The 26,979-nt window shown below is 70.7% G+C and carries 34 protein-coding genes; 4 read left to right on the top strand and 30 right to left on the bottom strand.

Features of this window, described 5'->3' with window-relative positions; all coding sequences use genetic code 11:
• Window positions 1-18: 18 nt before the first annotated feature.
• The 3 genes from AC3ERT_RS07580 to AC3ERT_RS07570 are packed head-to-tail and all read left to right on the top strand — an operon-like array spanning window position 19 to window position 1,606.
• Window positions 19-255 carry a hypothetical protein gene (locus AC3ERT_RS07580; RefSeq protein WP_435173322.1) on the top strand — a complete coding sequence of 79 codons (237 nt, stop codon included), beginning with the start codon at window positions 19-21 and terminating at the stop codon, window positions 253-255.
• The gene (locus AC3ERT_RS07575) at window positions 233-745 is read left to right on the top strand and encodes a DUF6879 family protein (protein ID WP_435173320.1); all 513 of its coding nucleotides are present in this window, start codon (window positions 233-235) and stop codon (window positions 743-745) included. The genes AC3ERT_RS07580 and AC3ERT_RS07575 overlap by 23 nt, the downstream gene beginning before the upstream one ends.
• A 9-nt stretch (window positions 746-754) precedes the next feature.
• Window positions 755-1,606: a helix-turn-helix domain-containing protein gene (locus AC3ERT_RS07570; RefSeq protein WP_435173319.1), complete on the top strand. Its 852-nt coding sequence runs from the start codon at window positions 755-757 to the stop codon at window positions 1,604-1,606.
• Window positions 1,607-1,712: 106 nt separating this feature from the next.
• On the opposite strand, the gene AC3ERT_RS07565 is transcribed toward AC3ERT_RS07570, so the two are convergent.
• The 26 genes from AC3ERT_RS07565 to AC3ERT_RS07440 all read right to left on the bottom strand — a co-directional run bounded on the left by AC3ERT_RS07565 (window position 1,713) and on the right by AC3ERT_RS07440 (window position 23,560).
• A complete protein-coding gene (locus tag AC3ERT_RS07565; protein WP_435173317.1) occupies window positions 1,713-1,973 on the bottom strand; it encodes a hypothetical protein in 261 nt (86 codons plus the stop codon).
• Complete coding sequence (locus AC3ERT_RS07560) at window positions 1,970-2,254, bottom strand: holin (RefSeq protein ID WP_435173315.1); 285 nt, start codon at window positions 2,252-2,254, stop codon at window positions 1,970-1,972. Before AC3ERT_RS07560 ends, AC3ERT_RS07565 begins: the two co-directional genes overlap by 4 nt.
• Window positions 2,255-2,289: 35 nt before the next feature.
• Window positions 2,290-3,213, bottom strand: a complete 924-nt coding sequence (locus tag AC3ERT_RS07555) for a glycoside hydrolase family 25 protein (protein WP_435173314.1) — start codon at window positions 3,211-3,213, stop codon at window positions 2,290-2,292.
• A 17-nt stretch (window positions 3,214-3,230) separates the two neighbouring features.
• Window positions 3,231-4,220 carry a hypothetical protein gene (locus tag AC3ERT_RS07550; RefSeq protein WP_435173312.1) on the bottom strand — a complete coding sequence of 330 codons (990 nt, stop codon included), beginning with the start codon at window positions 4,218-4,220 and terminating at the stop codon, window positions 3,231-3,233.
• A complete protein-coding gene (locus AC3ERT_RS07545) occupies window positions 4,221-5,324 on the bottom strand; it encodes a hypothetical protein (RefSeq protein ID WP_435173310.1) in 1,104 nt (367 codons plus the stop codon). It lies immediately after the preceding gene.
• Window positions 5,321-6,346: a hypothetical protein gene (locus AC3ERT_RS07540; RefSeq protein WP_435173309.1), complete on the bottom strand. Its 1,026-nt coding sequence runs from the start codon at window positions 6,344-6,346 to the stop codon at window positions 5,321-5,323. Before AC3ERT_RS07540 ends, AC3ERT_RS07545 begins: the two co-directional genes overlap by 4 nt.
• A 7-nt stretch (window positions 6,347-6,353) precedes the next feature.
• Window positions 6,354-7,217: a phage distal tail protein gene (locus AC3ERT_RS07535; RefSeq protein ID WP_435173308.1), complete on the bottom strand. Its 864-nt coding sequence runs from the start codon at window positions 7,215-7,217 to the stop codon at window positions 6,354-6,356.
• Between the two features lie 11 nt (window positions 7,218-7,228).
• Window positions 7,229-12,571 (bottom strand): phage tail tape measure protein, encoded by a 5,343-nt coding sequence (locus AC3ERT_RS07530; RefSeq protein WP_435173306.1) that lies wholly within the window; start codon window positions 12,569-12,571, stop codon window positions 7,229-7,231.
• 27 nt (window positions 12,572-12,598) lie between these two features.
• Entirely contained in the window at window positions 12,599-12,871 is a 273-nt protein-coding gene (locus AC3ERT_RS07525) for a hypothetical protein (protein WP_435173305.1), read from the bottom strand.
• Window positions 12,872-12,909: 38 nt separating this feature from the next.
• Window positions 12,910-13,521, bottom strand: coding sequence for a hypothetical protein (locus AC3ERT_RS07520; RefSeq protein ID WP_435173304.1), 612 nt, complete (start codon window positions 13,519-13,521; stop codon window positions 12,910-12,912).
• A gap of 2 nt (window positions 13,522-13,523) precedes the next feature.
• The gene (locus AC3ERT_RS07515) at window positions 13,524-14,045 is read right to left on the bottom strand and encodes a phage tail tube protein (RefSeq protein ID WP_488180725.1); all 522 of its coding nucleotides are present in this window, start codon (window positions 14,043-14,045) and stop codon (window positions 13,524-13,526) included.
• Window position 14,046: 1 nt separating this feature from the next.
• Window positions 14,047-14,295, bottom strand: coding sequence for a hypothetical protein (locus AC3ERT_RS07510; RefSeq protein ID WP_435173301.1), 249 nt, complete (start codon window positions 14,293-14,295; stop codon window positions 14,047-14,049).
• Between the two features lie 31 nt (window positions 14,296-14,326).
• Window positions 14,327-14,737 carry a hypothetical protein gene (locus AC3ERT_RS07505; RefSeq protein ID WP_435173299.1) on the bottom strand — a complete coding sequence of 137 codons (411 nt, stop codon included), beginning with the start codon at window positions 14,735-14,737 and terminating at the stop codon, window positions 14,327-14,329.
• Window positions 14,734-15,114, bottom strand: coding sequence for a hypothetical protein (locus AC3ERT_RS07500; protein ID WP_435173297.1), 381 nt, complete (start codon window positions 15,112-15,114; stop codon window positions 14,734-14,736). The genes AC3ERT_RS07505 and AC3ERT_RS07500 overlap by 4 nt, the downstream gene beginning before the upstream one ends.
• Window positions 15,111-15,509, bottom strand: a complete 399-nt coding sequence (locus tag AC3ERT_RS07495) for a DUF6093 family protein (protein WP_435173296.1) — start codon at window positions 15,507-15,509, stop codon at window positions 15,111-15,113. The genes AC3ERT_RS07500 and AC3ERT_RS07495 overlap by 4 nt, the downstream gene beginning before the upstream one ends.
• Window positions 15,497-15,856: a Gp19/Gp15/Gp42 family protein gene (locus tag AC3ERT_RS07490; protein WP_435173295.1), complete on the bottom strand. Its 360-nt coding sequence runs from the start codon at window positions 15,854-15,856 to the stop codon at window positions 15,497-15,499. Before AC3ERT_RS07490 ends, AC3ERT_RS07495 begins: the two co-directional genes overlap by 13 nt.
• 8 nt (window positions 15,857-15,864) lie before the next feature.
• Window positions 15,865-16,071 carry a hypothetical protein gene (locus tag AC3ERT_RS07485; RefSeq protein WP_435173294.1) on the bottom strand — a complete coding sequence of 69 codons (207 nt, stop codon included), beginning with the start codon at window positions 16,069-16,071 and terminating at the stop codon, window positions 15,865-15,867.
• Window positions 16,071-17,027, bottom strand: coding sequence for an SU10 major capsid protein (locus AC3ERT_RS07480; RefSeq protein WP_435173292.1), 957 nt, complete (start codon window positions 17,025-17,027; stop codon window positions 16,071-16,073). Before AC3ERT_RS07480 ends, AC3ERT_RS07485 begins: the two co-directional genes overlap by 1 nt.
• Window positions 17,028-17,080: 53 nt before the next feature.
• A complete protein-coding gene (locus AC3ERT_RS07475; protein ID WP_435173291.1) occupies window positions 17,081-17,716 on the bottom strand; it encodes a hypothetical protein in 636 nt (211 codons plus the stop codon).
• Window positions 17,717-17,762: 46 nt separating this feature from the next.
• Window positions 17,763-18,812, bottom strand: coding sequence for a VG15 protein (locus tag AC3ERT_RS07470; protein WP_435173290.1), 1,050 nt, complete (start codon window positions 18,810-18,812; stop codon window positions 17,763-17,765).
• Window positions 18,809-20,257, bottom strand: a complete 1,449-nt coding sequence (locus AC3ERT_RS07465; protein WP_435173288.1) for a phage portal protein — start codon at window positions 20,255-20,257, stop codon at window positions 18,809-18,811. Before AC3ERT_RS07465 ends, AC3ERT_RS07470 begins: the two co-directional genes overlap by 4 nt.
• The gene (locus tag AC3ERT_RS07460) at window positions 20,257-21,909 is read right to left on the bottom strand and encodes a terminase (protein WP_435173286.1); all 1,653 of its coding nucleotides are present in this window, start codon (window positions 21,907-21,909) and stop codon (window positions 20,257-20,259) included. Before AC3ERT_RS07460 ends, AC3ERT_RS07465 begins: the two co-directional genes overlap by 1 nt.
• Window positions 21,910-21,913: 4 nt before the next feature.
• Window positions 21,914-22,516, bottom strand: a complete 603-nt coding sequence (locus AC3ERT_RS07455; RefSeq protein ID WP_435173284.1) for a hypothetical protein — start codon at window positions 22,514-22,516, stop codon at window positions 21,914-21,916.
• Between the two features lie 209 nt (window positions 22,517-22,725).
• Window positions 22,726-22,938, bottom strand: coding sequence for a hypothetical protein (locus AC3ERT_RS07450; protein ID WP_435173282.1), 213 nt, complete (start codon window positions 22,936-22,938; stop codon window positions 22,726-22,728).
• Entirely contained in the window at window positions 22,935-23,327 is a 393-nt protein-coding gene (locus tag AC3ERT_RS07445; RefSeq protein WP_435173280.1) for a holin, read from the bottom strand. The genes AC3ERT_RS07450 and AC3ERT_RS07445 overlap by 4 nt, the downstream gene beginning before the upstream one ends.
• Window positions 23,327-23,560, bottom strand: a complete 234-nt coding sequence (locus tag AC3ERT_RS07440) for a hypothetical protein (protein ID WP_435173279.1) — start codon at window positions 23,558-23,560, stop codon at window positions 23,327-23,329. Before AC3ERT_RS07440 ends, AC3ERT_RS07445 begins: the two co-directional genes overlap by 1 nt.
• Window positions 23,561-23,707: 147 nt before the next feature.
• Here AC3ERT_RS07440 and AC3ERT_RS07435 point away from each other — a divergent pair, with 147 nt between their 5' ends.
• Entirely contained in the window at window positions 23,708-24,160 is a 453-nt protein-coding gene (locus tag AC3ERT_RS07435; RefSeq protein ID WP_435173278.1) for a hypothetical protein, read from the top strand.
• A 1-nt stretch (window position 24,161) separates the two neighbouring features.
• Here AC3ERT_RS07435 and AC3ERT_RS07430 read toward each other — a convergent pair whose 3' ends face one another.
• The 4 genes from AC3ERT_RS07430 to AC3ERT_RS07415 all read right to left on the bottom strand — a co-directional run bounded on the left by AC3ERT_RS07430 (window position 24,162) and on the right by AC3ERT_RS07415 (window position 26,977).
• The gene (locus AC3ERT_RS07430) at window positions 24,162-24,578 is read right to left on the bottom strand and encodes a DUF6221 family protein (RefSeq protein ID WP_435173276.1); all 417 of its coding nucleotides are present in this window, start codon (window positions 24,576-24,578) and stop codon (window positions 24,162-24,164) included.
• Window positions 24,579-24,969: 391 nt separating this feature from the next.
• The gene (locus AC3ERT_RS07425) at window positions 24,970-25,659 is read right to left on the bottom strand and encodes a PP2C family serine/threonine-protein phosphatase (protein WP_435173274.1); all 690 of its coding nucleotides are present in this window, start codon (window positions 25,657-25,659) and stop codon (window positions 24,970-24,972) included.
• 110 nt (window positions 25,660-25,769) lie between these two features.
• Entirely contained in the window at window positions 25,770-26,477 is a 708-nt protein-coding gene (locus AC3ERT_RS07420; protein ID WP_435173272.1) for a hypothetical protein, read from the bottom strand.
• Window positions 26,474-26,977, bottom strand: a complete 504-nt coding sequence (locus tag AC3ERT_RS07415; protein ID WP_435173271.1) for a hypothetical protein — start codon at window positions 26,975-26,977, stop codon at window positions 26,474-26,476. Before AC3ERT_RS07415 ends, AC3ERT_RS07420 begins: the two co-directional genes overlap by 4 nt.
• Window positions 26,978-26,979 lie beyond the last annotated feature (2 nt).

The raw sequence follows: 26,979 nt of genomic DNA, 5'->3' as shown, positions 1-26,979 counted from the left end.
CCGACGAGGGAGTTCGTCATGGCCCTACAGTTCATCGGCATCGACCCCAACACCGACAAGGACCACTGCCCGACGGTATGGGTCGACGACGAGACGCAGGAGATCGTCATCCAGGGCTGGAAGGCTGGCCCCGACCTCGAAGCGCAGGCCCGAGCCGCTGGCCCCCTGCCGGACACCGAGGCGGTCGTCCGCATCCCGGCCCGTATGGCGCAGATCATCAGGGAGGCCGCCGATGCCGCTGCCGGAGTTCAGTGACCTGATCGCCAGCGCGACAGCATCCGCCGTGCACTTGGAGACGCGGGACACCTACTACAGCAACCCGCGGTTCGAGGCGTGGCAGGACGGCCACCGCGTCGACTGGGCAGCCCGGGCCTCATGGTGGGGACCGTTCCACGACACGATCGCGGCGGCCGTCGCCCGCGGGGTCCTTGTTCGCCGAGCCCGGGTGGTGTCCGAGCCGGTCAGTGACTACATCCGGTGGGAGCACTACGTCACCCGCGCCAATGTCGAGGCGGGGGAGGATGTCCGCTGGCTGCCCCGATCCCAGACCACAGGCATGCTCTTGCCAGGGAACGACTTCTGGCTGTTCGACAGGACGCTCGCCCGAGTTCACCACTTCGCCGGTGACGGCGCCCACGTCCGCGATGAACTGGCCGACGACCCCAAGCTGACAGCTCAGCTCAGCAACGCGTTCGAGCAGGTGTGGAGCCAGGCAGTCCCGCACGACGAGTACAAGATCCAGTAGAACCGCTACATGCCGCCCACGTCCCCCTCGTCCAGTGTCCAGGCCGCCCGCGAGCAGCTCGCCGCACGCCTGCGGGAAGCCCGGCTCGACGCGGGGCTCACCAAGCGGGAGATCGCCGCCCGGTGCGGGTGGAGCGAGGCGAAATCAGGGCGCATCGAGAACGCACGCACGGCACCATCCGACCAGGACATCCGGGCCTGGTGCCGTGCGTGCGGAGCAGACGCTCTCGCCCCCGACCTGGTGGCCGCCAACCGTCAGGCCGACTCCGCATATGTCCAGTGGCGCCGCCTTCAACGCACCGGGCTCCGGCAGCTTCAGCGCGCCACCGTGCCGCTGTACGAGCGCACAACCCGCTTCCGGGTCTACTGCTCGAACGTCGTCCCCGGGTTCCTACAGACGCCCGGCTACGCGGCCGCGCTGCTCCGCTCGATCGCCGTGTTCCGCGGCCTGCCCGACGATGTAGACGAGGCGGTAGCCGCCCGCGTCGAGCGCTCCCAGATCATCCGCAAGAGCGGCAGGCAGTTCGCCATAGTGATCGAGGAGAGCGTGCTGCACCACCAGCTGGGCGACGCCTCGGTCATGGCCGGCCAGCTCGGCTACCTGCTGTCGGCGATGGACCTGCCCGCGGTCTCGCTGGGCATCATCCCCTTCGCCGCGCCGCGCAGCATGTGGCCGATCGAGACGTTCACCGTCTTCGATGACGACCGGGTCGACCACGAGCCGCTGTCCGCGTCGGTGAAGATCACAGCTCCCGACGAAGTCGACCAGTACGTGCGGGCCTTCGCCGCATTTCACCAGCAGGCCGTGTACGGGGCGGAGGCGCGGGCGCTGGTTGTGAGGGCGATCGAGGCCCTGCGGTGAGGGGGAGCAGACCTCGAGGATTCGCGTCAGATTGACGACAGCGCTCGAGCCCTGAACGCACGAAAGCCCCCGCCGCGGCCACGAGGGCCGGGCGGGGGCAGGGGGTTCAGTGCTGGAGCAGGGCTGCTGCGGCGGCGATCGCACCGCCAACTCCGGCGAGCGCGCCGATCGTTGGGAGCGGCCAGCGGGACCGCTCCAGCGACCGGAGGCGCGCCTCATGGTCGGACACGTCGGCGCGCATCTCGGCGGCACCGTCCCGCAGACCGTCCAGCTTCGTTTCCACCCGGGACACGGCGTCGTGCAGCGACCTCATCTCCTGGTACATCTGCGACGAGCTGATGTAGACCCCGGGGTCCTGCGGGGTCACGCGCTCGCCGGGGTGGCAGGGGCCTGCTCGACCGCAGTCTCCGGCGCGGTGACCGGCTCGGCCCTGGCAGGCAGTGCCGACGCGGTGCCGCCGGACAGCACGCTGCCGGCCAGCGCTGCCTTGATGACCGCGAGCGCGGCCGGCAGCGCGGCGGCGGCCGCAGCCTTGTCCGCACCCAGGTCGAGCAGGCCGGTGGAGTTCGCCAGCAGCAGGCCGGCCACGCCCTCCACGTAGGTGGCGGCGGTGCGCTCGATCAGGTCGAGCACGAAGCGCTTGTTCATGGTGAAGTTCCGTTTCTGCTGGGGTGGGTTGGGGGTCAGGCGTCGGTGGCGGGGGCCTGGAGACGGTCGCCCAGTTCGGCGAGCGCGGCCTGGGCGCCGGCCTCGGCCGCGGCCTGGACCTGCTCGGCCGTGATGCCGCCGCCGGACGCGAGCTTGGCGACGACGGACGACAGCGCCGCGAGCTGCGCGGTGAGCTTGGTGATTCCGTCGAGCGCCTTGCGGATGCCCTCGTTCGAGGTCTGCTCGGAGTAGCCGAGCGTCCAGGTGGTGTTCCCCTTCGCGTAGTCGTCGTTCGCGTAGGGCGGTCGGGCGGCCGGTACGGCGTCGCACGCGATGACGGCTGCGGCGATCTTCTTCGCGTCGGCGTCGGAGATGGTCAACGTGTCCTCCTCGGTGCTACTGCTGGTGGTCTTGTTGGCCCACGCCTTGAGCGCGGCGAGGTCGGCGAAGGCGGCGACGTTGCGGTCTGTGCCGCCCGCGCTGGAGTACTGGTGCATCACCCACGGGTGCGTGATGCGCGGGGACCCGGCTGTCGCGGACGGGTCGGCGATCCACAGGCCGTCACCGGCGAAGGACGTGGTGTCGCGGTGCAGCCAGAAGTCGAGGTTGCAGTAGAGCAGCACCCGGTGAGTCGGCTGCTTAGCCTGCGCGGCCTTGATCCAGGTGTCCTTGTCCGCACAGCTGACGCCGGTGTCCTCCCAGTCCAGGCACAGCATGTCCCCGGCCCGCAGGTCGGCGTGCGCGAGGAAGTAGGCGAGCTGCGCCGACATCGAGCCCGGACGCACGAAGTGGTAGTGGCCGACGACCGCGCCGGCAGCGCGGGCGTGCGCGATCTGCGCCGAGTACCGCGGGTTGACGTAGCCGGTGCCCTCGGTGCACTTCACCCACACGAAGGCGAGGCCGGACGTGGAGAAGGTGCTGGACTGGTACGACGCGACGTCGATGCCCTTGACGGTCAAGGTGCCCTCCAGGGCGGTTAGGGGATGTTGCCGAGGGGGAAGCGGCCGTCGAGGAAGACCTGCGTACCGGCCGCGACGGTCCACCCGGACAAGCTCGAACTGACGTTGATGACGCCGGCCTCGGTGACCTGCGCCCACCCGGACACTGGTGTCCCGGACCCCGAGGAGAAGTACGCACGGATCAGGCACCGCTTGTTCGTGGGCGGTCGGTACCCGGCCGGCAGGGTGGTGACGGTGGTGCCCGCGCCGGACGAGGCGACGGCCGCGCCGTACACCCACACCTCGTCCTCGGCGGTCAGCCGGTACTGGAGCCCGCGGAACGTGGAGTTGCCGCCGAGGGTGCCGCCGGACGCCCAGCCGGTTGCCCAGGTCGGCGTCTGCCACGTCACCGGCGCGTATCGGTAGGCGACCGGGTCCCAGGTGGTGGACTGCTTGACGACGGCGCCTTGCACGGCCACATCGCCGTCGACCTGCATCGCGGGATAGCTGGTGGTGCCGGTGGTCGCCGTCGAGCTGCCCGCCATCAGGCGCACGAAGGCGTTCATGTCCATGCCCTGAGCGGCGTCACTCGGCGACTGCCACACCGCCCCGAACCCCACACCCAGGACCCCGAGCAGACCGGCAGTCCCCAGCTCGATGTCTTGGCTGTTGCCGACACCCAGGACGAAATTGCCGATCCACATGGCGACGAACTCGCCGTCAGGCGTGCCGTCATCGTCCCATCCGGCCTGGTTCCAGATCGTGTTGTCCGCGCCGCCCATGTAGTTGGTGAGGTGGTCGTCGGCGTCGTAGATCTGGATACTGCCGTCGTCGGCGTCGATGACACCGCGGGCGCCGTCGGCGGCGGATTGGATGCGGGTGCCGGTGATGACGGTCGTGCCGCCGCCGATGTCCGCGTAGGAGGTGCGGCGGGACGCCCGCAGTTCGCGCACCGCCCGTTCCAGGGCGGCGATGCGCCGGGCGAGCGTCGTCGCGTCCGGCGGCAACTGGTCGGTCCTGCGGGGCATCTACGTCTCCTCGGAGTCGTCGTCGATGAGGATCGGCTGCACGGTGTCGGCGCCCGGGTCGAGCTGCCAGGCCCAGCAGCGGGCCACGGTGGACGCGCCGGTGGGATGTCGGGGTGAGGTGGTGATCTGCACCCCGACCGAGTCGCCGAGGGCGAAGTCGGTGCCGAGACGCGGGGCGGCGCTGGCGGTGGCGGTCACCGACCAGACGGTGCTGCCCGGGGCCATCGCGGCGAGCGTCCCGGCCGCACTGGCGTTGAGGGCGTCCGGGTCGGTGGTCGCGCTGGCGGGGGTGTACCGGTACTCGAACAGGGCGTACCCGGCGGCCAGCAGCTGGTCGGCGGTGTAGTCGTCGGAGTGGAGGCGGGCGTCGCCCTCGCCGTCGCCGTAGGCCCGGACCGAGGTGGCGCCCTTCTCTGCTTCGTAGGACTCGGTCAGCGTGTAGCTGGAGATGCAGCCGGGCAGGTCGAAGACCGCCATCGGGGCCGTGGTCACCTGGCCGATGCCGTTCGCGCCGCGTACCCGGACCGGCAGCGTGAACCCGTTCTGCGCGGCATTCCAGGCGACGTCCACGGTCCATTCGGGGCCGCCGTCCTGGTCGAGGAGGTCCTGCCAGACGGAGAGGATGGTGCGGTCGTCGCCGTCCGCGACCTCGTAGGTCGTCGTCACTCCGGTGGCCGGGGCGTCGAAGACGAACGGCGGTCCCTGGACGAGCAGCGGGGCGCCGGTGGTGGTGAGGATGACGGCCTGGTCCAGGCCGAACGCCTCGATCGGCGCCGCGTACCGGCGGTCGAAGTACGCCTCGGGGCTGACGATCCCGAGCGACAGGGTCGCGTCGGTGCCGCCCTCCCGGGTGGTGACGATCCCCGCGGTGATCGGCTGCCCGGTGGCCCGGTCCACGCAGACGAGCATCGTGCGGCCCGGAGTGGTGGCGGCCTCCCAGGACGGCGGCGCCCCCGCGAGCGGCAGCGACAGCGAACCGGTCGTTGACTCCCCGAGCTTGCGGGTGAGGGGCTGCGAGCACGACAGGCCGCGCAGCTCCTCGGTGATCTGCCCGGAGCGCAGGTCACACCCGTACCAGTCGAGGATCACAGGCTGACCGGTCATGCGATGGGGGTCACTTCCAGGGTGCCGCCGGTGAGCGCCGCGGTGCTGGAGCTGCCCGAGGAGATGTTCCACTGCGGGGTGATCGTCAGCGCGGCGCCGACAGTCGCGCCCTGGAGCAGACGCGTCCGCGACCCGGCCAGCCGCGAGCCGTACACCGTCAGGCTGTTGTACGGGCCGGCCGCGACGGTGAGGGCGCCGGACGCCCGCCACGTCGCGTGGCAGGTCGATGTGCTGGTGTTGGTGTTGGTGATGTCCGCGCTGATCGTGACCCGCACCATCCCGGACGGGGGCACGGTGACGGTGATCGGCGCCCAGGACGCGGCGAGGAAGTCGGTGAACGCGCCGGTGGTGTTGAAGGGCGGCGATGCCTGCTGGGTGTTGGCCACGGGCGTGTAAGCGAGGTACCGCCACTGGGTGCCGTCCCAGCGCTGCGTGCCGGTCCCGGAGTCCCAGAGCTGCCCGGTGTAGGGGCTGGGCGGGGCCACCGCGCCGACGGTCAGGCCGCCCGCGGCCGCGGTGTACGCGCGCGTGGCGGTGGAGACGACCGCAGAGCCGCCGCCGCTCTTGGGCACGGTGATGGTGGCCAGTGGAATCCAGGACGGCTGCGTCGGCGTCGGCGCCACCGGGGAAGCTGCGGGGGTGCCGGCGTAGTAGAGGATGTCGCCGGCCCGGGCCCCGGAGCCGTCGGCGTCCGTGTCCTGGATGCGGGCGTAGATCAGGTCGATCCGCGGGTTGGTGCCGTCCGCGGCCGTCAGCGTCTTGGTGACCGCAGCGTCCGACACCAGCATGTACGGGCCCTGCGCGGTCGAGCTGCCGCCCTGGATGACGGCCACACCGGGCGAGATCGTGACCGTGGTACCGGACACCGACACGTCCAGGCCGGGCCCGGGGCGAACGCCCTGCTGCACCTGGAGCCCGCTGGCGCCGGGCGACAGCAGCGCGGCCACGCTGTCGCGGAAGATCTGTGATGCGTAGGACGGGGCGCCGCTGGCGGCGTTCATCGGGAAAGCGGTGATCGTCACGACGGCCTCACATCCAAGCTGAGCGGTAGGTGATGGTGCAGGTGGCGGCCGGGCTGTCCGCGGCCGCGCGGAAGGTCACGAGCGACTGGCCGGGCGGCAGCACCGGCCACGAACCGACCAACAGGGCACGCCTGCTGGCGGTCCCGTTGTAGAGGACGGTGTGCGCATCCGTGTCGAGCACCAGGACGTCCCCGGCGGCGATGTCCCCGCCGTAGGTGAGCATCGCCGTCGAGCCGTCCGGGCCAGTCACCGTGATCTGCGGCTGGCTGACCGGCCCCGCGATGGTGATCACCGGCCGAGTCTCGAACGACCCCTCGTTCACCACGGCCATGTCGCCGACCACCACGGTCGCCGGGAACGTGATCGGGAACGTGATCGGGAACGTCAACCCGCCAGACACGGACGGCAGGCGCAGGACTGCCGAGGTCTCCGTGACCGCGTACAGCCGCGGATCAGCCGCAGTGACCTGAACGCTCCAGTCCACGACCCGGTCGGTCAGCCGCTGCGCCAACACCTTCCCGGAGCGGCGGACGGTCGCCTGCCGGGCGGTCGTCTCGTACACGGTCAGCAGCGTGTCAGTGAGGCCAGCCGCGGCCTTGATCTGCTCGATCACCTGGAAGGTGGTCGGGTAGTCCGGGCAGACGGCCTTGCCCGCCAGGGTGATGACCCGCTCGGACAGGTACACCGGCCCGGCGTAGGCGCCGTGATCCGCCTCCCGCTCCGTCAGCGTCTGCCGCACGTCCGGGCTCTCCCAGCCGTCCAGCGTCGCGCAATGCCAGTGCACCCCCGCGTCGTCCACCTGCCCGAGGCGCAGTCCTCCCAGCTCGATCTGGAGCTGGGAGAACTGGAACCCCGGCTGCAACCCGGCCATCGCGTCTCCCCTCAGCCGACGAACGACATGTGCCGGACGATGTCCGCGGCCTGCTCAGCGGCGGTTTGCTTGGCGCCGTTGAGCGTCACCGAGCGGTGGTTGTGGATGTGCTGCACGCTCTGCCCGCCGCCGCCCCGGGCCGTCATCGGCGTCAGGTGGTACCCGAACGCGGTTGCGGTCCTCGCCAGCAGCGCACGGGAGCGGGTGGTGGAGTCCCACGGAATCCACGACTCGGTCTTGCCCGCCTCCGCGGCCAGGACGTTGGTGGGCTGGGTGAGGATGCCGCCGCGGGCCATCGCCACGCCCTGCCCCCGCACCTGCGCCACGAAGTTCGCGCTGCCGTTGACGGCCTTGATCTGGCTCGCGATCTTCGGGACGAGCGCGCTGATCGTCGCCCAGTCCAGCCCGGCGGCGATCACGTCCGCGATGCCCGCGCCGGGCTTCGAGCGCAGCACCCCGAGCAACGTCACCGCATTCGACAGGTCGTCGCTGCTGAGCAGGGCGGCGTTCGCGGCCGCGGCCTTGTTTGCCGCTGCCGCCGCTGATGTCGACTTCACTGCGGCCGCCGCGACGGCCACCGCCGCATCGTCGCCCTGTGATGCCAACTGGCTCGCCAGCGCCGTGTCGCCCATCGCCGCCAACTTCAACAGATTCTGCTGAAACGCCTTGTTGGCCGTGTTGGCGGTGGTCATCTGCTGGGTGTAGTCGGCGATCGACGCCTGCGCCGTGGCATCCAACTTCTTGAGGTTGGCCACGATGGCGTTGAACTGGGCCGTCGACGCGCCCGCGAGCTGGTTGACCAGGCTGTACCCGGCCGTACCCATGTCCGCGAGCAGCTGCTCGACCTCGGAGCCCCCCTTCGCACCGATCTTCGCCAGGTTGGCGCGCCACTTCGTGGTCGCGGCGACGCTGTCGGCCAGTTGCTTCTGGTACGCCTTGAGGTTCAGCGTGGACGGCGGCGCGCTGCCAGACGGCAGGCCGAGCTGGGAGTCAAGGGACTTGACCTTGGCCAGGTCGGAGGAGACCGCCGCCTGCGCCGACTTCTTCTCTGCGGCGGTGGACTTCTTGTCCTTCTTCACCGCGGCCAGATCCTTGACCGCCTGCTGGTAGGTCGACCAGGCGTCCCGAAGCTCTCCCACGAGGTTGTCGAACCGCGCCCTCGGGTCGTCCGTACCGACGCTGACCAGGCCCGGGGTGTACGTGAACCCGCCGTCAGCGAACGCCGACAGGCCGCCAGCTGCCCAGGCGATGCCCTTCCCGCCAAGCCGCTTCACGGTCTCCTCGGCGATGGCCCGGGACCGCTCGCGCTTGGGGGGCGCCAGCGGAATGTAAGCTTCGCCGCCGGTCTCAGGCTCGGCCCACAACCGCCACGCGCCTGCCGGAGCAATCTGCGCCGTGTGGTCCTCGGTGCCGCCGTCCGCGTAGGCGCGGGCCCGCACGGACCCGTTGGAGTTGGTCTCGATGATGTTCTTCGCGGCCTGGCTGCTGAGCTTCCCGGCGGTCACCTGCTGCCGCACCGTCAGCGTCACGGTCTTCGAGGTCAGGGCGGCGATCTTCGCCCTCAGCTTGTCGACGGCGTCCTGTTGCTGCGACGTCGGCACCGAGATCTGGATCTTCTTGTTCGGCAGGGTGGTGACCTTGTAGCCGAGCGTCTTCAGGTCCTTCTGGGCGTCGGCGGTCAGGGCCTTGACGGTGACCGACTTGCCCTTCGTCGCCGTGAGCTTGTCCTGCACCGCCTGCAAGTCCGCGATGGCCGGGTCCGTCACGGTCTTCACCGTGACCGTCTTCGCCGGGATCTTCTTCGCGATCAGCGCGTCGAGCGCCTTCGCGGCCTTGTCCGTCGGCGCCGTGATCTCCATCTGCCGGCCGCCCGGCAGGGTGGTGACCTTGTAGCCGATGGCCTCGATGTCCTTCGTGGCCTCGCTGGTCAGCGCGGTGACCTTGATGCTGCTGCCCTTCGGCAGGTGCCCCGCGAGCCCCTGCACGTAGAGCAGGTCCTTCTCGGTCTGCGACAGGCCCGGCGTGGACATGGTCAACACGAGGTTCGAGGGGATGAAACCCATCTGAGCTGCCAAAACCTGCGCCTGATCGCTCGTCAGTCCGAACCCTTTCGCAGCCTTCACCGCCGCGTCGTAGGCCGTCTGCATCCGCGCCTCAGCCTGCTTCAACGCGGTGCTGGACTCCCCGTTCGCGTTGGCGTAGTCATACGTCGACTGCGCCGCGCTCGCGGTGCTCTGGTTGAGCGCCTGGAGCTTGTTGAAGAGGTCTTGCCCGTTCTCCGACGTGGTGTTGAGGCTGCCGTCGACCTGCAAGAGCTGGTCCTTCCAGCCCTTCGACTTGTCGACGCCGTCCTTCCAGGTGGAGTTGAGGTCGAGGACCGACTGGTTCATGTCGGCGACGGCGGCCTGGACGTCCAGTTCACCGCCACTGAGCAGGTCCAGGGCGGTGTGCAGTGCGCTCGCCTTGGTGGCCGCGTCCGAGGACGAGTCGCCCAGCGTCGAGATCGCGTCCTGGAGGCGCGACGTCGGCGAGTTCGCTCCGTCGGCCGCAGTCCCGCCGGCCTTGGTGGCTGCCGCGAGGTCCTTCTGCTTCTTGATCGCGTCCGGGACCTCGCCGGACATGTCCTTGAGCGCCTGCAACGCCTTGACCTGCGCCTGAGTGGTCGCGTCCATCGGGCCCTTGGCCTTAAGGGTCGCGGCTGCCGTCGCGCTGACGCTCGCGATCAACTTGTCCATGCCGCTCGACCCGCCGAGGTACGCGTCGGTGAGCTGCGTCAGGCTGACGCCGGACTTGTCCATGACGTCCATGAGGGCGGTCTTGCCGTCCTTGAGTTTGGCGTCTTGTAGGGTCTGCGCCGCAGTCGCCCGGACGTTGGCGTCGATCGCTCCGTTGGACTGTTGGATGGCTTCCGCGAGGGAGGAGATGCGTTGCTGGTGATCGGCCTCCGCCTGCGCGGCCTGCTGGTGCTTTTTCGCGAGTTGGTCCAGCCCGATCATGGCCCCGGCGATTGCGATGCCCCAGGGGCCGCCCAGGAAGGACACCAGGCTACGGCCGGCGCCAATCAGGCCCCTACTGGCGCCCACACCCAGTGCGGCCACAGTGCCGCCGACGGCCCCGCGGAAGGACGAGAGGCCCGCGCTGGCGACCAGCACGCGGCTCCGTAGCGCGGCGAACGTGCCACCCATCCGGGTCAGCTGCACACCCTCGCTGCTCGCCAGGCTCTGCTGGAGACGGACCTCGTCCCCGAACGCGCGGAACGACGACACGCCGCGCTGACCGAAGCCGACCACGGCACTCTGCACCGACGTCACCCGTCCGCGGAAGGACGACAACATGCCGTTCGAGTTTTGAATGTTGTACGACGTCGTCCGGAAGGCGGTGCCCATGTCGCGGATCACCGGGTACCGGGCTTGGAGATCTGCGATGCCGGCACCGAACCGGGTCAGGGCCAAGCCGGAGCTCGCAGCGAGGGTCTGCTGGTAGCGCAGGGCATCGCCCACCCCGCGCACCGCGGACACACCACGGCGCCCGTAGCCCACGATGGCGTTCTGCATGCTGGTGATCTGGCCGCGGAACGGGCGCAGTGCCAGCATGCTGATCACGGAGAGTTGGATCGGTCCGGGGAGCGCCGCGAAGTCGTGCGCGAGTCCGCCGGCGACGGACGCGATCGGCTTCAGCACGCCGGTCAGGTCACCGGCCCAGCCGACAGCGGCCTCCAGGCGCCCGGACAGCACACCGACTGCGCCGGACGTGCCCGTTACCGACGTGGCTGCCGACTTCAGGCCGCTCTCCAGCGGCACCGCCGCCGATCCCGCGTTGCGCAGGGCCTTGTCGACGGCCTTCACCGACACGACCGCCAGCCCGGCATCGTGCACCGCGACCCCGACCAGGGCCTGGTGCAGCGGCGCGGCGATCCCAGCCGCGGCATGCCCGATCCCGGCCTCCGCGGAATGCAGGTGGGACTCCACCGTCGGCCCGTACAGCGTCCACAGATCACCCGCGGTCTTGATGCCCCTCTTGACGTAGGGGATCGCGGAGGACACCGAAGAGGTCATGTCTCGGGTGATGTTCTCCAGCACCGGGGAGATCCCCAGGTACACCTGCAAGAACGTGCTGCTGATCTGCTTTCCGAGGCCGCGCATCGCGCCGCCGAGACCCTTGGATTCGGCCGCCGCAATATTCGCTGCGCCACCAACTCGGCCCACCTGCGTGCCGAATTGCTCGAATGCCTCGCCACCCTGATGTGCCAGCGCAGTCATCGCGCTAAGAGCCGGTTTCCCGAAGGCCATCGCCGCAGCAGAGGTGAATTGCTGCTGCGTCAAATGCTCCTGCGCCGTGTGGAGCTGGGTGATCATGTACTCAAGGCCCTTGAACTGGCCCTGGCTGTCAAAAGCCTGGATGCCGAGTTCCTTCAGACCCTTCTTCATCTGCGGCGTCGCCTTGGCCACATTGACCAGCGCCCCGCGCAGGGACGTACCGGCAGTCTCGCCGATAATTCCACTCTTGCCCAGCAAACCGACGGCGGTCGCCGCGTCATTCAGGCTGATACCCAATGAATGGGCGGTCGGCCCGAGATATTTCATCGCATAATACAGGTCGACCAATTGGCCGGACGCCGAATTTGCGGTATTCGCCAGGACGTCTGCGACGTGCGTCGCCTCGGTGGACTTGAGGGCGAACTGGTCCATGATGTCGCCCTCGATCTGCGCCGCCGTAGCGACATCAGTTCGAGCAGCAGCAGCGAGCTGGATCGTGCCCCGGGTGGCCTTGATCGCGTCCGAGGCACCCAAGCCAGCCTTGGCCAGGTCGACCATGGCGTCGGCGGCCTCGGCCGCATTCGCGCTCGGCAGTTTCATGTCCGCGCCGAGGGCCTGCGCCTCCCGGCCGGCGGACTGCATCTGCGCCCCCGAGGCCCTGGTGACCTCGGAGAACTTCAGCATCGAGTCGTTGTACTCGTTGCCCTGCTCCACGATCTTGTGGATGCCGTAGATCAGGGAGCCGCCGGCCAGCAGCAGGCCCAGCGACTTGACCGGGGCGAGAGCGGACGACGCCCCGCTGCGGATCGTCGCGAACGCCCCCCGGGACGCCGTGCCGGCCGCCGCCAGCCCGCGGCCAGCCGAGGCCGCCGCGGTCTCCGCCGCTCGCAGCCCCGTCGCACCCGCGCGGGCCCCGGTGCCCGCTGCGGCCAGACCGACCGCCGCAGCATCCGAGTCCGCGCCCAGCACCCGCACCCCGCGGCCGGCCGCCGTGGCGACCTCCCCGAAGCGGGCGGTGCTCGTGGTGGCCCGCGTCATCTGGGTGGTGTACGTCCCCAGGTCGGCCTGGAGCCGTACCCGGACAGTGCGGTCCGCCACGACGACCACCCCCTACTTACGTGCTGGTCAGTCGGGCAATACGGGCCGCCGTCCGGCGAAGGTGACGGAGAGCTTGCGGCCGGGGAGCGGCTTCTCCGCGGCCTGCTCGGCGCGCTCTTTCGTCTCGCACGCGAAGCAGGTGAGCTTGTGCAGCTCCCAGTCGGAGGCTTCGTCCATCGAGTCCGTGAGGGGCTGTCCGCAGCCGCCGCACGTCTCCGCCTGGAGCCGGGTCCACTCCACCGCGAGCGCGGTGTCCTCCTCGGTCCACCGAGGCTCACCCGGCCCCGGCACCCGACCCATGAACTCGCTGTACGGGATGCCGTGGGCCGCGGCGTAGCTCAGGTGGTCCCGAAGCGCCGCAGAATGTCGGATGCGGTCTCGGATTTTGGGCCCGGGTCAGTGACCCCCGTCTGGACGGCCTGAGCGCTCATCCAGATCTGCTGCATCTGCCCGTCCGACAACTCATCCCAGAACTGGTCGAACTCCCTGTCGGAGTCGATGACCGGAGAGACGAGCTGCCTACGCACCAACTCCGGCGCCAGGGCCTCCGCGTCGAACGGCGGCGCGTCCCCACCGGCGGCCGCGGCCTCCTGCCGCTGCTCGTCGGTCGGCGGGTGCTCCCCGACGAGCTTCTGGTAGACGCGGTGGGGCAACGCCTGGAGCACGAACACGACGCGGCTATCCTCGGCCCGGTTCTCCAGGTCGCGCAGGTGCCGCGCCAGCGCCGGCGCGGTGTCCGGCTCGTTGCTGGTCTCGTCGTAGGCGACGGCCCGCTCCAGGGCGTCGCTGGCCAGGGCGATCTCCCCGGCCAGCTCCGCGTCGAGGTGCATCGGCACCTGCACACGGGGGCGCTGGATCTTCGCCCGCACGTCGCTGAGCCGCAGCGGCTCCTCGGGTGCGGTCTTCGGGGCGGCGGCGAACGTCGCCGGTACCTCGGTCTGCTCGGTCAAGGTCAGCTCCCCGCCGCGACGACCGCGTCCTGCGCGGGCTCCGCCGTGATCGCGGCCTGCGCCGTGAACTTCGAGGTTTCGTTGTCGGCGGTGTCCGCCGGCGCGCGCGAGATGACGGTGATCGGGTAGACCTCGCAGCGGTCGCCGGCCTTCGGGGTGCCGTCCGGGGTGCCGAGGCCGCTGGTCGCGTCCTGCCCGAAGCCGGCACGCGCCACGATCAGGAACCCGGACGTGGCGAACTCCAATGTGGTCCACGCCAGGTCGCCGGTGGACTTGGAGTCGCGGTGGCCGGTGTACTCCAGCGCGTCACCGCCGTAGGTGCCCGGCGCCGTGCTGTTGAAGCGCGAGCCAGCGTCCGAGGCGTCGATGGTGTTGCCCGTGAACGGCGTCTTCAAGCCGTCCCTCGTCATGTGGTGGGTGAGGTTCACGGCGGCCGTCACCTCGGCGACGGTCGGCGCCGCCATGTCGACGATGGTCGTCGCGAACAAGACGCTGATGTTTCCGGTTGTCCCGTAGCGGGCCATGTCACTGCTCCTGGGGGTCGGCCGGGGCGTCCGGCGTGGTCGGGTCGGTCGAATCGGTGCCGGAGCCGTCGTCCGGCGGGGTGTAGAGGACCCACCCGCGCGGCTGCCAGATGATCGTGAACGCCATCCACGTCACACTGACCGGCGCGATGTCCGGCAGGCTGGGGTTGACCATCTGCACCCGCTCATACGGCGTGTGGTTCGGGTCGTCGGGGGAATCGGCGGGGGTTACGTCGGCAGGCGTGGTCACGCCCACCACCTCCAGACGGGTTGGCCGGCGCTCAGGCCGGGGTGAGGAAGTACCGGTAGACGTCGACCCGGAAGAAGGTCGGGGCCTCGGGCGCGGTGGGGTCGGTGGTGGCCTCGGGGCTGGTGCCGGTGCCGGTGACGTACTCCGCGGCCTGGAGCCACGCGTACCCGTCCGGAGCCTCCAGCGGCCCGAGCGCGACCGCCCGAGCAGCCTCGGCGACCTGGTCCGCGGCGAGCCTGCTCGGGCCCGCAGCGGTGATCTGAACCTCGGGCGACCGGTCGGCATTCGGGTCCGCCGCGGTGCCGTCGCCTCGGATCTCCATCCGCGGCCGCACCACGACGTACCGGCCCGTCAGGGCGCCCGACGCGTTGCGGGGCTCGCCGTCCCCGACCGCCAGACCGGCGGCGGTCAGCGCGGCCACCAGACGGTCAGTGGCGTTCACGGCAGGGCCTGTTGGAGCGCGATCTCGATCCCGCGGGTGAAGTCCTCGGCGTTCTCCTCCAGGGAGACGCCCAGGTGCTCGATCGGCGCGTTCTTCGAGCTGCCGTACTCGACCAAGTTCCCGAGCGGGCCCTGCGGCCGGTCCTTGTCCGGCCCGATCTCTGCCTCCACACCGACCGGGGTCGCCCGCACGTCGTAGGTGATGCTCTGCGGGTACTGCGGCAGGTACTTCCGGCCACGCACCCGGGCCCGTGCGCTCTGCTGCACCTTCCGGGCCGTCACCGCCGCCGCGGTGGCGCTGTTCTCCGCGAGCTTCGCCGTCGACCCCGCGAAGTCCTCGATGAGGGGGTCCAGGCCGACGATCACGATGCCGTTCACCGGCTCACCTCCGTACACCAGATCCGGCGCGCCGTGATGTGTGTCCCGCGGTCGATGTTGCGGACCTGCAAGCGCAGGTCAGCCAGCGTCGGGTCCTGCGAGCCGGTGATCGTGACCCGGTCGTTCGACCGGACGTTGGCGCCCTGCTCGTAGGGGATGGACAGCTTGTACTGCCACGTCTCCGAGGGCGCCGTGGCGCTCGGGATCACCGCGGCCGTACCGGCGGGCTTGACCCGGCACGGGCCCTCGTACACCAGCGTCGTCGGCGTCGTGTCCGTGCCGTCCTGGCTGGTGACCACCGGGCCGGTGCGTTCGATCCGGCAGGCGTCGGTCATCTGCTGCTCGGCCGCCGCCCGGCCGGCTGCCGCGGTGTCCGCGGCGGTCACGGCGAGCACCCCGGCACAATGCTGAACGCGCGGCCGCCGACCGCCGGTTGGAGCTGGGCGCGCTCCTGGTCCGACAGGTACAGCTCGCCCGAGCTGCGGGCCGAGTCGGTCGTGTACGAGTAGTCGTCGATGGACTGCTGCCTCTTCCCCTCGGGGTTGAGGACGACGCGCAGCACCATCGCGCAGCACACGCCGACGGCGGTGGCCGGCTGCCGGGTGTCGATGTCGGGCACCTGCTCCCGCATGATCGCGCTCGCGTCCGCGAGCAGCGCCGGAGCCTTGGCCCGTTCGTCGTCGGTGAGGTCGCGGCCGATCAGCCGCCCGGCCAGGTCGTCCACGGTCGCGAAGTCGGCCACGGCCCCTCCTACTTGGTGTCCTCGGCGGGGGTGTCCTTGACCTCGCTGACCCCCGACGCGTCGGCGTCCAGGGCCCGCAGGCGCTTGATGACCGCGGCGTCGGCGGTCTCCAGCACCCCGTGCTCGAAGCGGGCCCACACGCCCTCGGCGTCCTGGAGGACGAGGGCGGCGTACTTGCTGAGGAAGCGCACCGCGTTGGTGCTCGCGGCGGCCATCAGGTCAGGTCCTTGATCAGGCCGTGGTAGTTCTCCGGCCCGTACTCCAGGCCGACCTCGCCGTACAACTGCCATTTCTGCGAGGCGCCGGTCTTGGCGATCGGCTCGGCGAACAGCAGACCGCTGCCGGGGATCTCCAGCCACACCGGAGCGCACACCGACAGGTCCAGGACCGCGATCTGCCCGGCGGGCATCCAGCGGTCGGTCATCAGGCCGAACGTGCCGAAATCGGTGACCAGGGTGTCGACGGCGACACCGCCGACGGTCCGGGACTGGGTGGGCTGGTTCAGGGTGGGAGTCGCGTAGGCATTGCTCACCGCAACGCGCTGACCGGGGCCGCACATCAGGACGGTGGTGTCCTGGGTGAGCCGCGCCCCGTTCCCGAACATCGTCGCCAGCGTCGCGTCGATGATGTCCTTGGAGATCGCGCGGGCGGTGCCCCCGTTGGCGTTCACGTTGGTCGTGATCGCCGACAGGATGCCGCGGGTGGCCCGCTTCGTGGTGTTGTCGGTCGGCTTGTTGTAGACGCCGGACAGGAACGACATCTCGACATCGACGGCCATGGCCTCCAGCTCGGCCATGATCTGCGTGGTCAGCTCGTCCGTGACCGGGTTGTCGTCCTGGCCGATGTTGATGCCGTTGTACTGCGACGTGGCCGCCTGTCGCGTGTACGACACCTCGACCGCGGACTGGTGGATCTCCACGATGTTCGAGACGTTCGCGCGAGACCGGGCGGTGCCGGTCGGGGCCGCCGCGCCTTCCAGCGCCGTGTTGCCGGCGGTGGAACTGCGGCGGTCCATGGTCTGCCACTCGAACTCGACGCTCTTGGTGCGCCGGCCGCCGGTCAGGCCGCCGATCGCGGACAGGAACGGCGTCTCGGTCGGGGTGACCTGGTAGAGCTGGCCGTGGTAGTTGGGCAGGTTGTAGGTCGTGCCCTGACCTGTGACGGCTGCCATGGGGCGGCCTCCTTACGTTGTCGGGTCGGCGCCCGGCGACCGCCGGAACGCTGCTACTTGCTGGTCTCGCGGAGTTGCTGCGACTTGAGCGCGATCGCCCGCCGCACATCGCCCGCCTTCTCGGCCTCGGCGATCTGCTGCGCGAGGGTCGGCGTGCCGCCCGGGCGGGCGCCCTGCGACGGGTCCGGCTTCGGCACGGTCGGGCCGCCCGCGCCGGCCGCCCAGTGCGGCTTGCGGGCCAGCAGGTCGTCCAGCGCGCTCTTGATCGCGTCGGCGTCGACGCCGCCCTCCTCGGTGGTGTAGGTGCCCGCGGCGAGGGCGTCGACCGCGTCCTGCGGGTCCGCGAACTTCCCCGCCGCCAGGGCCTCGACCTTGGAGGCGACTGCGAGCTTCGTCGCGGCCGCCGCCCGGTCCTCGGCCGCCTTCGTCCGGTCGGCCAACTTCTCCGCCTCGGTCTTCTTCGCGTCCTCGATCGCCTGGAGCTGCGCGGCCTGGTCGGCGGCCAGCTTCTCGGCGGCCTTCGCGCGGTCCTTCCACGCGGCCAGGGCCTTCTCGCCGGCCGGGCCGAGGGCCGGGTCTCCGTCGCCCGTTGCGGGCTTGGGGTCGGTCGCGGGGTCCTTCGGCGGGTCAGCCGGCGGGCTGCCCGGGTCGGCGGAAGGAGTCGGACTCGGAGGTGTGGGCGTGCTCATCGGTTGCTCCCGTTGCAGGAGTCGGGACCCGGGCGTTGCACCCAGGTCAGGTCAGGTAGCCGAACCGGCGCAGGAGACGGATCACGTCGTCCCGGGACTCGGCCAAGCGGTAGATCTCGCCCGGCATCAGCCGGGGCGTCCGGAGGTTGAAGCGGGGCAGGCCACGCTCCAGGTCGTAGGCGTCACGGGCGAACGCGGTACCCGTGCGCTGCTCGGTCTCGCGCAGCATCTGCCGGTAGAAGGACCCGCGGCGCGTGGTGCCCTCCAGCGTCGCGACCACCTTCTGCCCGTAGGCGTCCAGCGTCGTCACCGAACGGCTCGCGTTCACCACCTGGTAGATGTCCGCGCCATCCCGGATCGCCCGGGCCCCGCCGACGGTGAACCGCCGGTCCTGCTCCGCCCGCGACAGGCCATGGAAGAACGACATCGGGTCGGTGGTGCGGCCGCGCCGCGCCGACGTGGACGGTACGCCGTAGCACTGGCACCGCTTGTGCCGCGCGAAGTCCGCGTTCCACCGGTACCAGCGGCCGGCGAGGATCGCGCACCGCGAGCACGCGCCCGCCCTCACCTGGCGGATGTACCCGGTCGTCGTGCGGTTCGCCGCGACCGCCACCCCGAACGCTCCGGAGCCGGCGTCGGCGACCTCGCTGGCCATGATGCGCTGGAGCGACATCCGCCCGGCCGCCATCGCCTCCGGCAGCGTCACCCCGGCGCCCAGCAACGTCTTCGTGCGGACGATAGGCGTGTACAGCAGGCTGTCGAGGGGCCGGCCGTCCGCAGCCACCCCCGTCAACGCGCGGGCGGACACCCGGGACGCACCCGGGTCGTACTGCGAGGCGAGGCCGTCGGCGCGGACCATGGCGTCCACGTAGGTCTGCGCCGGGCCTGCGGCGAGCAGCTGCGCGGCTGTCAGCAGCCGTACCAGCGCCGGGCCCACCCTGCGCAGGTACGACCCGGACAGATCCCCCGTGTCCAGCGCCGCCCACCAGCGGGCCGCCTGCCGCTCGGCCGCCAGGACCGCGCGCCGCTGCGACGCCCCGTAGGCCGCGACCAGTTGGGCATGGTCCGGCTCGGGGATCGCCGGCGCCACGGTCACGCCGCCGGCTCCTCAGGTGCCGGTTCGGCCTGCACAGGCGGCAGCGCGGTGGTGAGCGCGTGCAGGTCGGCGACCGAGGCGCGGGTGAGGGCGTCCTCGTCCATCTGCCGCATCCGCTCCCGCTGCACCATCGTGTACTGCATGTCCTCGCGGGCCTGCTCGATCGGGATGATCCCGGCCTGCACGAGTTTCACGGTGGCGTCGGCCTGCTGGGCGCGGGTCGGTGTCGACGGGTCGCGCCACACCGTCTCCAGGGACAGTGCCCGCGGGTCCCACGAGCCGTTGATCAGCCGCAGCACGATCCGGTTGACAGCCTCGTGGCCGCCCCCGAACGCGCGCTGCTCCCTCTCGGCCCGCTTGATCAGCCGGATCTCCGACGCCCGGATCGCGTCCGCCGACGGCGGGTTGTCCGTGGCCAGGCCCAGGAAGTGCGGCGGCAGACCGGACAAGCTCGCGACGAGCCGGGCGAGGGAGTTCAGGGTGTCGTGGAAGTTCGTGAGGTTGGCCTCGGGGAACTGCACGACATCGGCGCCGTCCCCGTCTTCGCCGCTCTTCCTGTTCTTCGCCGTCGCCCAGATCCGCCCGGCCAGCCGCGACCACACCGACACCTTGTTGCCCTGCTCGTCGGTGAAGTCGCTCTCGTCGAAGCCGAACGCGACCCGGCGCGGCATCGCGTGGTACTCCGCGGACACCATCATGTCGGTAGCGACCTTGCACGCCGCGTCGGACAGCGGGATCACGTCCGTCAGCTCGCTGCGGCCCTGCGGCGCCATGATCCGCGGACGGTTGACCAGCGGCACGACCGGCACCACTCCGAGGTTGTGCACGTCCTGCTCGGTCTGCTTCCACGCGGCCGCGCCGACCTGGTCGTACCAGACGGTGCGGTCCGGCAGGTACAGCGTCGCGTGCTGGTCCAACACGGCACCGGTCAGCGGGTCGTACTCGTGCCACCGCTTCAGCGCCGCCCGCACGGTGCGGGTCTGCGGGTCCCAGTCCGCCTGTACCTGGAGCGGGGACTCCGCGGTGATCAGCGGCGTGGACGCATCACCCGGCCGCGACCCGACGATCATGAACGCGCGGCCCATGACCATCGCGTCCACGTGCGCCTGCTGCCCGGCCTCGTCCATCCCGTTGGCCTGCCACACCCGCCACAGCTCATCCGACGTCGACTGATCCGCGTCCGCCTCGCCGGCAGTCGACCCCGGCACCGCGAACCGGAACCCCTCGACGTCCAGGCGCTCCTCCAGCGAGTCGACCACCAACCGGGGCCAGTTGATGACCACCTGCCGCAGCTGGTCGCCCAGCTCCGCCAGCAACTCCGGATGCAGGTAGGCGAGCGGCTGCTTCCCCTCGTAGAAGCGGTTCAGCTCCTCCAGCCGTGCCCGCGACGCCTCGTGCACACGGGACAGGTACAGCACCCAGTCGTCCGGGGTCTGCGGTGCCATCAGCGCATCACCACCATTCGACCAGAGCGTTTCGGCTTGTTCAGGCCGGCCGCGATCGCGTCCTGCCGGGCCTCCCACGACAGGCACCCGGCCATTGCCGTGTCGATCTTCAACGGCGACTGCGGGCGTTCCTTCTCGATCACCCACAGCGGCTGACCCTGGTCATCGACCATGGCGAGCTTCTTCTTCCGGGCGTTGCCCACATGCCGGCCGTACACCTCGTCACCGGAGTGCGTCAGCTCCCCCGACTGCATCGCCCCGCGGTACGCCCGCAGCGAGTACGCCATGATCTTGTGGCGGTTCGTCCACCACTCGGTGACGCGCTTGTCGCCCCACCGGCCCTTCCAGCGGGAGATGATGCTCTCCCAGTACGGCGGATCTGCGTAGACGCGCACCACCGACCACCGCTCGAACGCATCCTTCAACGTGGCGTCGACCTCGTCCTCGGGGCACTCCCAGCCCGGGCCGCCCTCGTCGTTCGCGCCCGGCGGGCACTCCCACACCCCCAGCGGCCACTGAAAGCCCGTCGCCAGATCCGTCGCGACCAGCGACGTCGCGTCGTGGAACTGGGCGCCGTCGAACCCGACCGTGATCCGCGCCCCCTTCGCCGGCAGCGCTTGGTCGGGCCGGCCCAGTTCCGTCCAGCGGGCCACGTCGAACGCCTGCCTGCCGGCCTGCACTCTGCGGTTCAGCCACACCCGCTCCCAGTACGACCGGTCGGTGTCCGGGGCGTTGTAGAGGCTGACGATCGCGTCGACCTGGCCCTCGAAGTCCGGCCACGCCGCGATGCTCGGCCCCGATGCCTCGCGGACCGCGGCACGGATCTGGTCGTCGTCGGCCAGATCCTCGTCCGCCTTCGGGGCGGCCTCGCGGTGGAAGAAGAAGAAATCCTTCGCCTTCGACTTGCCGGCGTCGATCAGCTCCGCGTACTCGTGCGTGCCCTGCGCCACCGAGCCCTCACCGGGCGTGTACGTGGTGGTCGTCTCCAGCGACCACGGGTCGAACGCCATCAGCTTCGGGATGTTCCCGATCATCGTCTGGTGCGCCTCCCGCAACCGCGGCAGCACGAACCGGTGCGTCTCATCGAAGTGCTGGAACGTCGTCCGGCCACCGTCACGGGCATCCGGCGCCGCCGCCAGCGCGGTCGCCTTCCCGCTGCCGCCCCACCGCATGATGCGGTCCAGGCCCGGGTCGAACAGGTCCACGTCCGGGCCCTCGGTCACCATCACGTACAGCGCACCGTAGGCCAGTTCCTCGGTCTGCTCCTCCGTGTACGCCACCATCGGGATGTACGGGTCCGACACCGCGACTCCGACCGGGTCGCCATCCGCGTCGAAGCCGTCCGCGCGCACCGGCCCCTCGGGGTGCAGTTCGGCGAACGCCACCGCCGCAGCGAGTTCGGTCTTGGCGGTGCCCTTCCGCACCGACAGGCCGACCCGCTTGAACCGCCGCTTGCCGGCTCGCGGATGACCCTGCGGGTACACCTCGTACCAGCGGTAAATCAGCGCCCGCTTCTCCGGATCGAGGACGTAGGGCTTCCCGCGCAGCGGCCCGGGGCCGTGCACCGCGCGCTCTTCCAGGAAGTCGCACACCTGGAGGCCGAGCGTCGGCCACGGCTCCGCATCCGGCGGGGGCACCATCAGTACGCCCACGGCGTCACTCCACCACGTGCAGCGTCGCCCGCGGATCGTCCGGCCGGCGACCGGACGACGCGCGGCGCTTCACCGGCTGACGCTCGGTGTCCTGCCCGCTGTCCACGACCTTCCACCGCAGCCGCAGCAGCGCGAGCGGCGTCAGCCCGAGCCGGTCACCGAGTTGCCTGGCTTCCTTCGCGGCGTCCAAGTCGCCCTGTTCAGCCCGTGCCTTCCAGCGCACGTACTGGGCGACCTCGCGCACCCACTTCTGCCGCTCCCACTCCTGGGCCTGCGGCAGCGCCCACAAGTCCACCCACAGCTCGCCCTCGACGCGTTCCTGCGCGGCGAGTTGCGCGGTCAGGACAGTGGCCTCCTCGCGGGCGGAGTCGAGTTTCCGCGTGAGCGTGGCGCGCTGCCGGGCGGACAGCTCTGGCTCTTGCAGGGACAGTTCGAGGTCATCCGCCTTCCGCTGCGCGGTGTCGCGCCGGGTGGACAGCACGATGTCGGGCAGCAGCGGCCACGCCGGCGCTGGTCCCTGGCGGCCGTCGGCGGGCAGTTCGACCATCGCGACGGTGGCGTTGCGCCGCCGTGCGTTCGGTTTCGGGGCAGGTCCCATTCCGGACATGCCGATCACCCCCACGGTGCCGTTGCGGCACGTCGGGCGCCCCGGCCGCTGCAGCCGGGCGCGATTACAGTGTGTGACTAAACGGGGCCCGGATCAGCCTCCGGGGCCACCCAGACCCGTACAGATGTTTATGTCCCTCCCCGGCGGTCCGCCGCTGATCATGGGGAGGGGGTCACCCCCCAGGGCGTGGCTACGGTGCGTAGTGGGCGTCAGTCCTCGAACTGCACGACGTAGCGGCCTTCCGGCATGTCGTTGGCGCTGCCCTTCGTGGGCTCCCAGGTCAACCTGAGGACCGAGTCCCTGAACGTCACCTGGGTGTCGCTGTAGCCGTCGATGATGACCCTGGTCTGGGTGGTGGTCTGGTGGAGGCAGTCGAGGGCGTCGGCGAGCGCGCGCAGGTCGGACGAGTCGAGCTTGATCACTGGTTCCAGCCTCCTGGCTGCTCGCTGCTGGTGTGCGTGGAGTGGCAAGGCGGGCACAAGCCGCGGCCGTGGCGCGGGTCGTCGGGGTCGAGGCGTGCGGCGACCAGCTCGCGGCGGTCCATGGGCCAGTGGTCGGCGTGGACGCTGGCGGCGGCGCACGGTCGGCCGGCCCCGGGCTGGCAGGACGTGCAGCCGGGGCAGGTGCACACCGGGTCGCGCTGGAGCACGCCGGGCCGGAAGCGCTGCTCGTGCCGTCGTCCGTATCCGCGTTGCCGAGCGGTGCCGCGGGCGTGGTCGGCGGCTCGTGCGTGGTCGGGGCAGCGGCTGTCCTGGGTGTACTCGGGGCAGCCGGGCACGGAGCAGACGCGCCAGCGTGCGGCACGGGACATCAGGCGTCGGCGTCGAGGCGGGCGCGGACCGCGGCGTCCTTGCTCTCCAGGAGCTTGCGCAGTGCGACGGTCAGTTCGGGTCCGTCGTGCTGCACGGCGTCGAGGAGTCGCTGTGCGGCGTCGGTGAAGATCGAGGAGACGGCGGCGAGGTGGGTTGGCAGGTGGTCGTGGGTGAAGTGCCGTGCGGCCTGTTGGGTGGCGGGGTGCCTGCCGGTGGTGTCGGGCGCGGGCATGGGTACTCCCTTGGTCACGGTTCGGGCACGGGCGTGTGGACGATCTGTGTGGGCTGGGATGCTGCCCGCATGTCTGACGAATCGTCTGCAAGTGCTGTGGTTCCGCCCGTTCCCGATGTGCCACCGGCGGCGGTGGTGGCCGGTGGTGTGGGCCGGTCGCGGTGGCGGCTGGTCGCGCTGGGCGCGGTGGCCGGCCTGGTGGTCGGCGGTGGTGGTGTGGGTGCAGCATGGGCCGCGTCCGGGTCGGGGTCGTCCTCGGCGAAGTCGTTCACGCTGCGAGGCGCGCTGGATCTGGAGGACGCCACGGATCTGACGCCGGAGGCGACGAGTTGCGCGGGCACGGGCGGCTACGACGACATCGTGGAGGGGGCGTCGGTGACGGTGTACGACGCTGCGGGTGCAGTGGTAGCGGAGGGCGCGTTGGGTGCGGGGAGCCGGGCGAAGGCGGGGTACGACGATTCGCCGTGCCGGTTCGCGGTGACGGTGCCCGGTGTGCCGGCGGGCAGCAAGTTCTACTCGGTGGAGGTGTCCCACCGGGGGAAGCTGACGGTGTCGGCGGCGGACGCCCAGGCCGGCCGGTTCACCGCGACGTTGGGCTGACTCAGCTTCGCCATTCGTCGCGGTAGTCCGAGTGGTCGGCGTACACGGCGGCTAGCGCTTGGAGAGTCTGGCAAGGGAACGGCGTAGGGGCGATATCGTCCGGGCCGGTCTCCTGCTCGCAGGCGAGCGAGTCGTCTGTCCATCCGCTGCCAAGGATGTCCTTCGCGCGGATCGGCCGATGCATCGCCATCAGCGCCCGCTTCGCCTTGACCTCGCGGAGTGCCCGGGCGGCGTCGTAATGGGCGATGTACTCGGCGGGAGAGCCGGGCTCGGCCACGACATCGGTGAACTCCAGCGACCCTCGGATCGCATCGTCCACGACCGTCCATGTGTCGCCGAACGCCGTGGCGGCGTCGCGGGCGATCTGCTCGTCTTCGGCCACGCGTTCCCGCAGGAACGTGGTCAGGTCGGCGCTCATGCGCTCATTCTTCCACGGTCGGGTGGAATGCCCGCAGGCCCCGGCTCGGTGAGCGCGGGGCCTGCGGTACGTCTGTGTCCGGGCACGCCGGACTTGCGGCCCATGATGCACGATCATGGGCCGCCCGGCAACTACTCGTATGGTCTGTCGACCGGCAGTACGTAAGGGGCCGCGATGTCGGCGATCCCGTCTTCCCCACACCGACACTTCCAGTGCGTCAGCGTGCCCGGGATGATCGCGCGGGCGCTGAGGCTCCAGATTCCGCAGCGGGGACAGGCGGCTGGCACCTGCGGCCGGTACGGGCCGAGGTACCGCAGCAACTCGATGGCCCGAGCGTCGTCAGGATCTTCGAGGCGTGGAAACCCGGGGATCACAAGCCAGATCTCCATGGCTACGGCGCCGGTCGGTTCGCGATGATGATGACGGTGGTGTCGTCGCGGTAGCCGTCGGGACCGGCCTCGGGGGCGGCCACGAGGGCCTCGGCGAGGGTCTGGGGGTCACCGCCGTATCGGCGGGTCAGGCCGAGGACCTGATCGCCAGTGAGCGCGTCGAGGCCGTCGCTGGCCAGGATGACGAGCGGGTCGGTGGTCTCCACGGTCAGCACGGTGGCGGGGGTCGCGGTGGCCAGGCTGGTGGTGAGGACGTCCTCCAGCGCCGGGATGTCCACACCCCAGCGGGTCTTCGCCTGGTGCGCCCAGGTGTGCGGGGTGGTGAGGCGGGTGAGCCGACCGCCTTCGGCGGCGTAGGCGTGAGCGTCACCGACCCACGCGATCCGGGTCTCGCCGTCGGGGAGCGCGCGGGCGCAGACGGCGACGCCGTTGGGCTCCGGGTCGGCGCTGGCGCCGCGGTCGGCAACGAGCAGGCCGGCGGTGCAGAGCGCGGCGAGCGTGCCGCGCTGGGGTGCGATGCGGGCGGCGGTCTCGGCGCACAGGCGGCCCACGAACGGGGCGCCGGAGTCGTGGCCGGCGATGTCGACGAGCGCAGCCCCGACGGTGCCGTGCTCGCTGCGGAACACAGCTGTGCTGTCCGCGTTGTTCGGTCCGGTGCCCTGGCGGGTGGCCACGGCGGTGGTGATGGTCATTGTCCTGATTGTCCTCTCGGGTCAGCTGGTGTGTCCGCAGTTCGGTCGGGTCCACCAACCGCACTGCCCGCAGTAGGTGAGGCCGGCCGCGAGGGCAAGGAGTCGGCGCATCATCGGACCGCCTCCTGCTGGAGGGGCGCGTTCTTGATGACGGCGCCCCCTTCTCCGATCCGCTCGACGTGGGGCGTGTTGGTGTTGTTGTTGTCGTGTTGACCTGCGGCAACACCGTCAACAGGGGCGCCGGGAGAGGGGTCGGGGAGGGGCGGCAGGTCGGTGTGGTGAATGCCGGTGGTGACGGCGGGTTGGGCGCCGGGCACCCGGACGCCGGGCCGGGTGGGGATGCCGGCGGCGCGGCAGAGCGCGGTCACCTCGTGGTCGGCCCAGGGGCGTTCGGTCTCCTCGATCAGCCTCATGCGGATCGTGCGGAGGTGGACGTTGGCGCCGCAGGCGACGTCGAGCACCAGCTCGGTGAACGCGTCGACGTCGAGCAGCTGCTCGTCACTGCCCGGTTCTTGGTCGTCGGGCTCGACCTCGTCGTCCTGGTCCTCGTCATTGTCCGGGTTCGGGGTGCCGGCGACCCAGACGGACAGCGCGGTGAGGACGCCAGCGGTGGCCCAGGCGATCGGGCCGAGTTCGTAGGCGACTCCCCCGGTGAATCCGGCGGCGATGATGCCGCCGAGGGCGCGGCCGATGCTGGCCGGTACCCGTTCCTTGGCGGGCAGGTCGGTGGCGGTGAGCCACGCGGTGCAGGACCGGCGGAGTTGGTCGCAGCCGCGCACGATGCGGTTCTCGGTGGGGCTGAGGTCGTCGTCGGTCATACGGCCATCGCCACCGTGAACACCGAGCCGAGGCTGTTGACGGACGAGCCGAGTGGGACGGCGGCCGCACCAGCCACCGTGCCGGACAGGGCCAGGCAGATGCCCGCGACCAGGCCCACAGCCAACTTCCACGAGCGGAGCTTCTTCGCGAACTTCCACAGGCAGACGAGAACGACGGTGATGAGGAGGACAACGACGTGTCCGCCCGGGTCGAGTACCAGCTCGCGGGCGCGGGTGACGTCCATCGTGGTGCCGCCGACGCCCCAGCGCAGGGAGTGGTCGCCGACGAGGTTCGCGCTCCACAGGGTGGTTCCGGCGGCCCATCCGAGGATGCCGCCGCCGGACAGGGTGATGAGCATGCCGTAGGCGGCGGAGAGGATGAACGGCATCAGCGCGGCGGCCTTGTGGTGTTCGCGGAACCACCAGTAGATGGCCTGGGCGACAACGCAGGCGGAGCCGACGGCGACGCCGCCGAGGGTGACAGTGTGGTTGATGTGCATGG

It is taken from the genome of Actinacidiphila sp. bgisy145 (assembly GCF_057708125.1).
Note: the sequence above shows the minus strand (reverse complement) of the source record. Positions and strands in the feature narration are given on the sequence as shown.